Raw genomic sequence first — 10,721 nt, forward strand, 5'->3', positions numbered from 1 at the left:
TCAGTTCCAGAGGTCGGTGATTTGCACGTTGGCATTGGCCAGCAGCCGCCGCAGGGTGGAGACTGACAGCCCGACGACGGCATGCGGGTCGCCGTCGACCCGCTCGATAAAGGCCCCGCCCAGCGAGTCGATGGTGAAGGAACCGGCAACCTGCAGGGGTTCGCCGGTGGCCACGTAGGCGTCGATCTCGGCGTCGGAAAGCTGGGCAAAATGCACCGCCGCCGAGGCGACCGCACCCACGGTGGCACCCGATCCGGCGTCGTTGTCTGGGTCTTCGGAGTCGAAGGCGGTGGCGCGGCAGTCCACCAGCCAGTGGCCGGTGTGCAGCACGCCGTGCCGGCCGCTCATCTTGCGCAGCCGTTCGCGGGCGACGGCCGGCTCATAAGGTTTGCCGTACGGGTCGCCGTCGAGTTCAAACACCGAGTCGCAGCCGAGCACCAGGGCGCCGTCGGCCTCGGGAAGGGCGGCCACCGCTTCGGCCTTGGCCCGCGCCAGCAGCAGGGCCGTGTCATGCGGGTCGGTGACCCCGTAGCTGGCCGTGACAGCGTCCTCGTCCACCTCCGAGACCAGGACCTGGTGCGTGATACCGGCTTCGGTCAGGAGTTTGGTGCGGGCGGGGGAGGCGGAGGCGAGAATCAGGCGAAGGTCGGTCACCCAACCAAGCCTATCCGCTGCCGGAAAACCAACCTTGCTTAGCGTGTTTCCGCGTTGTGATCTGAACGTAAAGAACTGCCGCGGTTCTCCCCGAGCCGGTTGCCTGACCGTACGATTTTGGGCGGGAGCTTGCTCCCGCCGGAGAGTATGCCCCCAACGGGGCAGAAGGGACCCGGCACAGGAAAGGGCCGGTGCACCGTTGGGGGATGCATCGGCCCTCCTGTTTGCCCGCGCAGGTTGAGCGGTTGTCAGCTTTCTGCTGGAACCGGTTCGTCGCCCAGCAGCGCGCGCCGCAGGGTATCCAGCCCGACCGAGCCGATGTTCAGCGCCTGGCTGTGGAATGCCTTGATGTCGAACGCAGCGCCTTCCCGGCGCCGGCGCTCGTCCCGGATTTCCTCCCAGAGCTTCTGGCCCAGCTTGTAGGACGGGGCCTGGCCCGGCCAGCCCAGGTAGCGGGTGAACTCAAAGTCCAGTTGGCCCTTGCTGATCGCAATGTTCCGGCGCAGGAACTCGTAGCCCTTCTCCGGAGTCCAGGTTCCGGAACCCCAGCGTTCGGGGACTTCCAGCTCCAGATGGACTCCGATGTCGAACACCACGCGGGCCGCGCGCATCCGCTGCGCGTCGAGCATTCCCATCCGGTCGCCCGGGTCGGCCAGGTAGCCCAGCTCGTCCATCAGGCGTTCGGCATACAGTGCCCAGCCTTCGCCGTGGCCGGAGACCCAGCAGATGTTCCGCCGCCAGTTGTTCAACAGCTCGCGGCGGTAGGTCGCCGTCGCAATCTGGAGGTGGTGGCCGGGAACGCCCTCATGGTAGACCGTGGTGGTTTCTTTCCAGGTGGTGAAGCTGTCCTCGCCTTCCGGGACGGACCACCACATGCGGCCGGGCCGGGCAAAGTCATCGCTGGGGCCGGTGTAGTAGATGCCGCCTTCGTGCGTCGGCGCGATCATGCACTCCAACCGGCGCATCGGCTCGTAAATGTCGAAGTGTCCGGACAGCTCGTCCACGGCCTTGTCGGACAGGTCCTGCATCCAGGCCTGCAATTCATCCGTGCCGTGCAGCTGCCGCTTCGGGTCAGCGTCCAGCAGTTCCATCGCTTCTTCGATGCTGGCGCCGGGCCGGATCTGCCCGGCGACGGCTTCCTGTTCCGCGATGATCCTGTCCAGCTCGGCCACGCCCCAGGCGTAGGTGTCCTCCAGATCCACCGCCGAACCCAGAAACCGGCGCGACATCAGCGCGTAGCGTTCCCGGCCAACGGCGTCCTTCTCCGGCGCGGCCGGCAACACCTCGGTTTCCAGCACGGTAGCAAGCTGGCCGTAGGCAGTGGCCGCGGCTTCGGCGGCCGCAGCCAGCCTGTCGCGCAGGTCCTGGGACAGCTCGCCTTCTTCGGCCGCAGCCTGCCCGGCCAGGGTCCGGAAGAAGCCGTCCTCGGCCGCATACGCTCCGGTCTGCTCCATGACAATGCGCACCTGCCGCTTGGCAGCGACCAGCCCGCGGTCCTTGGCTTCGCGGAGGGAGGATACATAGCCGGCGATCGCATCGGGGACGTGGGCCATCCGGCCGGCAATGTTGTTCCAGTCCTCGGCGGTCCGGGTGGGCATCAGGTCGAAGATGGCGCGGATGTCCTGGGCCGGCGAGGCGATGTTGTTCAGGTCGGCCAGGTTCCAGCCGGTCTCGTGGATCTCCAGTTCGAGGCCAAGCCGCTCGTGCATCGCGTCCAGCGTAACGCGGTCAACGTGGTCGGTGGGTTCCAGGTCCTCCAGCCGCCGCAGGGCTTCCCGGGTGACCTCGGCGAAGGCCTCGGCGCCGGCCGGCGAGAAGTCGGGATACTCGGTCTCGTGTCCGGGGATGCCCAGCGAGGTTGCCAGCGATGGGTCCAGCTCCAACAGGGCTGCTGTGTAGGCGTCCGCCACGGCGTCGATGGCGGACGGAATGCGCCCGGGTTTCGGGGTCTTGGTCAGTTCAGATGTCTGCTCAGTCACACCGAGAGCCTACCGGCAACCCGTTGCCTTGGGCCACGTAACGCTGCGGCGGCGGTTCTTCAGCGCCTCGAATCACGGTCTGGCTCCAGTTGTCATCGGATCGTAGCTAGGGGCATCTGGCACCGATCCTCGCCAACGCCTAGGTTGGGGTCAACAGTCAGGAGAACATGGTGCAAAGAAGGACGACGGCGGCGCTTGCCGCTTTGGGGCTGGCGCCGGTCGTTATGCTCGGCGGCTGCGCGGCGCCTCCCGAACTGCTGCGGGCGGAGGGGGTTGCCCGGGCTGACGCGGCGAGCGAATTTCCGGCGGAAATCGACACATTGCGGCGATCCGCCTTCGCTTTGGGAGCAGCCATGCTCGCGGCTGCTCCGGAGCGGAACCAGGTGACGTCCCCGGCGAGTCTGCTCTACGCCGTGGCGATGCTCCGTGCCGGCGCCGGCAGCACCACCGCCGACGAGATGGACAGGGTTTTGGGTTTGCCGGAGCGGAACCTGGACGCTGCCTTGAACTCCCTGTTGGCCCGGTGGGAAGAGTTCGACGGCGACCCCGGCTCGGTCGATGAGGATGAACCGCCCAACCGGCCGCTGATGCATTTGGCGAACGGAGTCTTCGTGGACGCACAGACGCCGACCGGCGAGAACTACCTGCGCATTCTGGCGGAGCACTACGGCTCCGGCGTCTACCCGGTGGACTATTCCGATCCGTCGACGAAAGAGGCCATGGACGCATGGGTGGACCACCACACCGGCGGCCGGATCACCGAAGCACCGGGCAGTTTTAGCCCGGACAGCACGCTGACGCTGCTCAACGCGGTGTACTTCGCGGCTGCCTGGGAGCAACCGTTTGACCCGTCGGCCACTGAGGACGCAGATTTCACCACCGCGGCGGGGGAACGGGTTTCCGTGCCCATGATGGGCAACCTGGTCCAGGCCTGGTACGCCCGCGGGAACGGCTGGCAAGGCCTGGACCTGCCCTACGCCGACGGGTTCCTCATGCGGCTCATCCTGCCCGACGGCGGCACGCCGGTCATGCACCAGGCCGGACTGGTGGAGGTGGCGACGGTGATGGACGGCGCCGACGAGGCCATGGTCGTTCTCGAGCTGCCCCGCTGGAACCACACACACCGGCAGGACCTGTTGCCGGTCCTGCGCGGGCTCGGACTCGGCGAGACTTTCGGCCCGGCGCCGAACCTGGAGGCCATCCAGCCGGACGCATCAGTGACCGGGGCGGCACAGCAGGCCAACATCACCGTCGGCGAAAAGGGAACAATCGCCGCGGCTGTGACCGAACTGGACGTGCTGTCCGGTTCGTTGCCGCCGCTGCCCGACATCGAGCTTTCGTTTGACCGGCCCTTCCTCTACCAGATCATCCACCTGCCCACAGGTTTTCCGGTTTTCCTCGGCACCGTGATGGATCCGCGCGAATCCACCCCGCCGTCGGAATGACTTAACGGAAGGTGTGCCGCCAGGCTCCGGGTCCATGCGAGACGAACGGCCTCAGCAGCGGACGGCGGGGACGCCGGGCCCGGCGCGACGGAGTGCCCGCCTGGACGGAGGACTGGAGGGCGGCAACGACGGCGGTCAGGGCTGCGAGTTCCTCCGGCGTCGGGTTGCCCTTGGTCACCGTCAGCAGGGGTGGCAGCCGCACCGCATCGTCGCCGTGCTGCAGTCCGGCGGGACCGGATACGGTTGCTACAGTTTCTGGCCGAGTGCTCATAGCGGAATGTTCCCGTGCTTCTTGTGCGGCATGGTCGCCCGTTTGTCGCGCAGTGCGCGCAGCCCGCGGACCACTTGGAGGCGGGTGTCCGACGGCGCTATCACGGCGTCGACATACCCGAGTTCGGCAGCTTGATAAGGGTTGAGCAGCTCTTCCTCGTACTGCGCAATGATCTCCTGCCGGCGGGCCTCGACGTCGCCGCCATCTGCAGCTACGGCCGCTAGGTCTCGGCGGTAAAGGATGTTGACAGCACCCTGGGCACCCATCACCCCGATCTGCGCCGTGGGCCAGGCCAGGTTCAGGTCGGCGCCAAGCTTCTTCGAGCCCATCACGATGTACGCCCCGCCGTAGGCCTTGCGGGTGATGACGGTCAGCTTGGGCACGGTGGCCTCGGCGTAGGCGTAGAGCAGCTTGGCGCCGCGCCGGATGATGCCGTTGAACTCCTGGTCCTTGCCGGGCAGGAAGCCGGGCACGTCCACCAGGGTGAGGATGGGGACATTGAAGGCGTCGCAGTGGCGGACGAACCGGGCCGCCTTTTCCGAGGCGTTGATATCCAACGTGCCGGCAAACTGCATGGGCTGATTGGCGACGATGCCGACGGTGTGCCCTTCGACGCGGCCGTAGCCAATGATCACGTTCGGCGCGTACAGGGACTGCATCTCCAGGAAGTTGCCGTCGTCGACGACGTGCTCGATCACGGTCCGCATGTCATAGGGCTGGTTGGCCGAGTCCGGAATCAGCTCATCCAGGGTCAGGTCGTCGTCGGTGATTTCGAGTACTTCATCGAATTCGAGCGGCGGGGCCTCGGCCAGGTTGTTCGAGGGGAGGAACTCGAGCAGTTCGCGGACGAATTCGATGGCATCCGACTCGTCGGCGGCCAGGTAGGTGGCGGTGCCGGTGGTGGCATTGTGCTGGCGTGCTCCGCCCAGCGTCTCCATGTCCACTTCTTCACCGGTGACGGTCTTAATCACGTCAGGCCCGGTGATGAACATGTGGCTGGTCTTATCCACCATCACCACAAAGTCCGTCAGCGCGGGGGAGTAGGCGGCGCCGCCCGCGCACGGGCCCATGATCAGCGAGATCTGGGGCACAACGCCGGACGCGGCAACATTGTTGCGGAAGATGTCCGCGAACATGGCCAGCGAGGCCACGCCTTCCTGGATGCGGGCCCCGCCGCCGTCGTTGATGCCGATCACCGGGCAGCCGTTACGCAGGGCGAATTCCTGCACCTTGACGATTTTCTCGCCGTTGACCTGGGACAGCGATCCGCCGTAAACCGAGAAGTCCTGGCTGTACACCCCCACCAGGCGCCCATCGACGGTGCCGTAGCCGGAGACCACGCCGTCGCCGAGCGGCTTCTTTTTCTCCATCCCGAAGGCGGTGGACCGGTGCGTTGCCAAGGCGTCAAATTCGACGAAGGAACCTTCGTCGACCAGCAGCTCAATCCGTTCCCGGGCGGTGTTCTTGCCACGGGCATGTTGCTTCTCGATCGCCTCGGCGCCGGAGGGCTGCAGGGACTCCGCCTGGCGGCGGCGGAAGTCCGCAATCTTGCCTGCAGTGGTCTGCAGGTCAAGGTCTTGATCGAGGCTCATGAAATCTCCGGATTCTGCCGAGGGTGTCGGACGCTGGCGGCCTGCAGGCAATTAAGTAGGTTTCGTACAAAACAGCGGAGCACAGGCGCGTCGCTGAACCAAGTCTAGTGAGCAGCAGCGGGGCGCCTGCTGTAGGAACCCTACAATTTCGCCGCCGCTGCTTTTGGCCACCACTTGCGTTCAACGGGTGCCAGCAGGAGACCGAAGGGATCACGGCCCCGCCGACGCAGCCCCTCAGCTGCCTGCGATCAGTAGGATGGAACACATGAGCCAGAGTTTTTCCGACGTCGACCGACCCGCCCTGGACTTTGACGGTCTCAGCGACGCTCTCTGTGCCCCCTTGGGTCCGTACCGGAAGCTTGAACTGGTGGAATCCACCGGCTCCACCAATACCGATCTGGCCGCTCGGGCGGTGGCTGACAAGGTGGGCTGGTCGGACCTGAGCATCTTGATTGCCGAGGAGCAAACAGCCGGCCGCGGCCGACTCGAACGCCAATGGACTGCCCCGGCCCGCTCATCGGTGATCGTGAGCATCCTGCTGCGACCCTTCAACCGCGCCGGCAACCCGGTGCCCACCCAGAGCTACGCCTGGTTCTCGCTCTTGGCTGCTGCGTCGCTGGCGGAGGCGCTGGGCGAGTACGCGCAGCTCAAGGCAGAGGTCAAATGGCCCAACGACGTGCTGGTCTCCGGGCGAAAGATCGCCGGCATCTTGGCCCAAGTCGTCAATTACCCGGACGGCTCGCCCCCCGCCGTCGTGCTGGGCACTGGCCTGAACGTCACCCTCTCCCGTGATGAGCTACCTGTTCCCACCGCCACCAGCGTTGCACTGGAAAAGGGGCAGACAACGGACCGGAACATTCTGCTGATGTCCTATGTGCGGATCTTCGCAAAGCGCTACCGGCAATTCTGCGACGTCAACGGTGATCCGGCAGCTGAATGGAACGACGGATCCAGCCTCCTCGCACGGATGCGAGACGTCATGGTCACGCTGGGACAGCAGGTGCGGGCCGAGCTTCCGGACGGCCAACAGATCATCGGCGAGGCTTTCGGCCTTGACGCCTACGGGGCCGTCAAGATTCGTGATGCTGAAGGCACCGAACACGTTGTGGCGGCCGGCGACGTCGTGCACCTGCGGCCGCACGAAGGCCCGTGAGTTGACCTGGACCCCTTGCCGGATCCGGGAGCCGCGTTGCGGTTGAAACTGGATCCGGGGGAACGCGTCATTGTCATGACGCGGCCGCAGGCCCGGAAGCTGACTGTGCCGGTGGCGGCTGGGATGCTGGTGCTCGGTGTTGGCTTCTATCTGCTGGCGAACCTGAGCAGCTCCAACCCGCCGGCCTGGATTGTCGAGTGGCGCCCGCTGCTGCTCGCCGGACTGGCCGTGGTGATGGCGGCGCTGCTGTCACGCCTGTTCCTCTTGCCGCTGCTGCGGTGGATGAGTACCCGGTACTTGCTCACCAGCAAGAGGCTCATCGTCCGACGGGGCATGGGCCGGCGGCATGAGAGCCAGCTGCTGCTGGCGGCCATTGCCGAGCTGCACAGCGAGCAGTCGATCATGCAGCGGACGCTGCGCAGCGGCAACCTCACCATCGACCTGGGACATGGGCGGACCAGTCGGATAGTTGACGTACCGGAGGTCTTTCGGTTCAGGGCTCTGGTGGTGGAGGCCATTGAGCAGCTGCCGCGCACCGCCATGTTCGATGGTGTAGACATGGAAACAGAAAACGAGTGGAACAGCTGGGACAGCTGACAGAGGAGGATGCACAGGATGGACATCAGCAGCGCGCAGGATGAACCGCGCCGGCTACCGGTGCCGCGGGATCCCGAGCTGCCCCAACTGTTGCGCCGCGAAGTACCGCCGCCGGCCGCGGACGAGCCGGACGAAGAGCTGGAAGAGACCCGCCCGGAGGACCCGGAACCCATTCTGGAAGCCGAGCCGGTAGCGGAAGACATACGGACCACCGGGGGACACCCAGCCGGCGAACCCGAGCCGTTGACGTTGTCCATGCCCCGCGTGCCTTTGCCCGCCCAGACCGCTCCCGCCGGCGGCTCCAACGGGAAGGTGGACCGGCAGGCCATCAAGGACCTTGAAATCCGGCTGCTCGGCTCGGAACGGACCATGAAGCGCCGCGAGGTTGCAGCCGGCGCCGGGGTATCCCTGTTGTCGGCCCGGAAGATCTGGCGCGCCTTGGGATTCGCCAACCTCGGAGATGAGGATCTCGCCTTCACCCAGGCAGACCTGGACGCGCTGACCACCATCATCGACTTGGTCCGCGAGGAGCGCCTGACCGAGGACGCGGCCATCTCAATCACCCGGTCCGTAGGACAGATGACCGACCGCATGGTGGTCTGGCAGGTCGAGGCCTTGGTGGAAGAGATGGTGCACCAGCGGGGCCTCACCGATGCCCAGGCCCGCCAGCGGCTGGTTCATGAGCTGCCGAACCTGATCGACTCCTTGGAGAAGGTCCTGGTCTACTCCTACCGCCGCCAGCTCAATGCCGGGGTGGCCCGTCTGACCGTACGGGCCGAGGCCGGCCTGGGGGCAGGCACGGGCGCGGACGACGAGGACTCGCTGCCCCTGTTGCGTGCCGTGGGCTTCGCGGACCTGGTTTCCTACACCAGCCTGTCCCGTCAGATGAACGAGAAGACCCTCGCCCAGCTGGTCCAGCGCTTCGAGAACCGTTGTGCCGAGATTATTTCGGTGGGCGGCGGGCGACTGGTGAAGACGATCGGCGACGAAGTCCTCTACATTGCGTCCTCACCGCAGGCCGGGGCCGAAATCTCGCTGGCCCTGGCCAAGGCGATCGGCGACGATGATTTGCTGCCCTCAGCGCGAGTGGCCATGGTGTGGGGCAGGGTACTTTCCCGGCTGGGTGATATTTACGGCCCCACGGTCAATCTGGCCGCGCGGCTGACCACACTCGCCGAACCCGGGACCGTGCTGGTCGACGCCACTACTGCGTCGACACTCGCCGGCGACGAGCGGTTTGTGCTGATCCCGCAGAAGGTCCGCACCGTCCGCGGCTTCGGCGAGGTCAACCCGGTTACCGTTGCCCATGGCACCGGCAAGGGCCTCATCGTCGACTAGCTTCGGCTTGCCGAACGCTTGTGCCGCCTGACGCGCTCGAGCTCCAACTGCACCTTGCGCCGGCGCACCAATACCTTCATGGCCTTCTTGGCTTTATTGGCCGCAGGCTCGGCTTGGTGTGCCGACACTTGGAATGGCGTGCCGGGCAGGGGTGGTGCGGCGGAGGTGTAGGCGTGGCCGGTCGGCGTGGTCGTCTCCACGCTGCGCCGGGGCCCGGGGAGGGGTTTGGCGGACCAGCCGTCGGCTTCCTTCGATTGGTTGCAGCGCTCGCACAGCCCCTGCCCGTTGGCCAGGCTGGTGGGCCCGCCCTCGGCGTGGGCGACGATGTGGTCGATGTGCCGGATCGGCGCATCGCACCAGGGCCCGGTGCAGAACGCGTCCCGGGCCATGACCATCCGGCGGATCCCGTCCGGGAACTTCCGTGCCTTGGAGTCCATGCCCAGCAGCTGCCCGGTTCCCGGCGCGGTATACAGCCGCCGGATCCAGACATCCTCCACCCCGCCGACCTTCAGGTTCCGCAGCCTGTCCTGCCGGGCCTGTGCGCGGGCGGTCTTCCAGCCCGGCTCGGTCCCCGCCGGCGGGGCCTTCTGCCCGGTCCCCGCGCCAGGCGGGGCCTTCTGCCCGAAACCGCTGCCCGTCGGGCCGGACGCGGCGGGTTCGGGCGGCGGGTCCTGCGGCCGGCGGATCAGGTCGCGGGCGTACTGGGCCGGGACGATGCCGTAGCCGGTCAGCCAGGCCGGTTCGCTCCCGCCCTGCAGCAGCGCCCGGTCGGTCATCACCAGCTGCACCTCGAGCCGGGCCGGGTCCGCGGTGCTGCGCCCGGTGACGCGTTCGAACACGGTATCGGCCATCATCTGGCCCCGGCTCCTGGGGTCCCCGGCGTTGCGCAGCCGCTCCGCTTCCTGATGCAGCGCGGCCATCACCGCCACGCCCTGGGCCACCGGCAGCAGGGTGCGGACCGAGACCATCACATCCGGTTCCGGCCGGGAGGAAACATGCCGGTCCGCTTCGGCCTTCGCAGCCCGGCCGACCACCGCCCGAGGCTCCAGCCGGTACGCGATCCGTTTGGCTTCGGCCTCCAGCTGCCGGTTCCCCAGCCCGTGCAGGCGCTCCGGGGTCCCGGCCAGCTCCCGGTCCACCCGGGCCCGGTGCTCCGGGCTCAGGCAGTCGGTTTCCCGGACCAGGATCGCCGCCCGCCACTCATTCAGTGTCCCCGTTTGCAGTGCTTCGAGTGTGTGCGGCATCTGGTTGACCAGGACCCTGGCCCGGCCCAGCAGCAGGGCCGCCCGGTGCGGGGACTCCCGGCGCGCCAACCCGATCTGCTTCGCGATCCCTTCACCCCGCCGCCCGGCGGGAACGCCGGCGGCGGCGCGCTCGGCCCGAATCCGCTGCTCCAGCGCGACCATCAGCCTGGCCTGGTCCGCGGCGATCGCGTCCTTGGCATCCTCCCGGGCGGCGAGCTGGTCCACCAACTCCTCCACGGGAGCCTCCAGATCGACCGGCGGCAACGACACCGCCACACTGCTCACGGCGGCCGACCCCACCGGTAAGGGAGCGTCGGCCGAAGGCCCGGCAGCGGCGGCCGCAGGCGTCGATCCGGGCGCAGGCATGGCGCCGGGGCCAGCCGGGGCTGCGGCGGAAGTTTCAGGTGCTGCCGGATCAAACATCTTCAGCGTCTCAATCTTCAGCATG

Annotated in this window: 9 protein-coding genes; 4 read left to right on the plus strand and 5 right to left on the minus strand. The window is 67.1% G+C overall.

What is annotated here, in order from left to right:
• Window positions 1-654, minus strand: coding sequence for a Maf family protein (locus tag AC5RWX_RS12235; protein ID WP_493941230.1), 654 nt, complete (start codon window positions 652-654; stop codon window positions 1-3).
• Between the two features lie 248 nt (window positions 655-902).
• On the minus strand, window positions 903-2,633 hold the full coding sequence (locus AC5RWX_RS12240) for a DUF885 domain-containing protein (RefSeq protein ID WP_494063048.1): 1,731 nt from the start codon (window positions 2,631-2,633) through the stop codon (window positions 903-905).
• Window positions 2,634-2,800: 167 nt separating this feature from the next.
• Between AC5RWX_RS12240 and AC5RWX_RS12245 the strand changes: the two genes are divergently transcribed.
• Window positions 2,801-4,078 (plus strand): serpin family protein, encoded by a 1,278-nt coding sequence (locus AC5RWX_RS12245; protein ID WP_493941232.1) that lies wholly within the window; start codon window positions 2,801-2,803, stop codon window positions 4,076-4,078.
• Window position 4,079: 1 nt separating this feature from the next.
• On the opposite strand, the gene AC5RWX_RS12250 is transcribed toward AC5RWX_RS12245, so the two are convergent.
• Both AC5RWX_RS12250 and AC5RWX_RS12255 read right to left on the minus strand, forming a co-directional pair.
• Window positions 4,080-4,349, minus strand: a complete 270-nt coding sequence (locus AC5RWX_RS12250) for an acyl-CoA carboxylase epsilon subunit (RefSeq protein ID WP_493941233.1) — start codon at window positions 4,347-4,349, stop codon at window positions 4,080-4,082.
• Window positions 4,346-5,941 carry an acyl-CoA carboxylase subunit beta gene (locus tag AC5RWX_RS12255; protein WP_493941234.1) on the minus strand — a complete coding sequence of 532 codons (1,596 nt, stop codon included), beginning with the start codon at window positions 5,939-5,941 and terminating at the stop codon, window positions 4,346-4,348. The genes AC5RWX_RS12250 and AC5RWX_RS12255 overlap by 4 nt, the downstream gene beginning before the upstream one ends.
• A 265-nt stretch (window positions 5,942-6,206) precedes the next feature.
• Here AC5RWX_RS12255 and AC5RWX_RS12260 point away from each other — a divergent pair, with 265 nt between their 5' ends.
• The 3 genes from AC5RWX_RS12260 (at window position 6,207) to AC5RWX_RS12270 (ending at window position 9,029) form a co-directional block, all read left to right on the plus strand.
• Window positions 6,207-7,094, plus strand: coding sequence for a biotin--[acetyl-CoA-carboxylase] ligase (locus AC5RWX_RS12260; RefSeq protein ID WP_493941235.1), 888 nt, complete (start codon window positions 6,207-6,209; stop codon window positions 7,092-7,094).
• A 42-nt stretch (window positions 7,095-7,136) separates the two neighbouring features.
• Window positions 7,137-7,691, plus strand: coding sequence for a PH domain-containing protein (locus AC5RWX_RS12265; protein WP_493941236.1), 555 nt, complete (start codon window positions 7,137-7,139; stop codon window positions 7,689-7,691).
• 255 nt (window positions 7,692-7,946) lie between these two features.
• Complete coding sequence (locus AC5RWX_RS12270) at window positions 7,947-9,029, plus strand: adenylate/guanylate cyclase domain-containing protein (RefSeq protein WP_493941239.1); 1,083 nt, start codon at window positions 7,947-7,949, stop codon at window positions 9,027-9,029.
• Here AC5RWX_RS12270 and AC5RWX_RS12275 read toward each other — a convergent pair.
• Window positions 9,026-10,720, minus strand: a complete 1,695-nt coding sequence (locus AC5RWX_RS12275; RefSeq protein ID WP_494097488.1) for an HNH endonuclease — start codon at window positions 10,718-10,720, stop codon at window positions 9,026-9,028. The two genes, AC5RWX_RS12270 and AC5RWX_RS12275, sit on opposite strands and share 4 nt — an antisense overlap.
• Window position 10,721 lies beyond the last annotated feature (1 nt).

The sequence above is a fragment of the Arthrobacter sp. SPT-J7 genome, assembly GCF_059089965.1.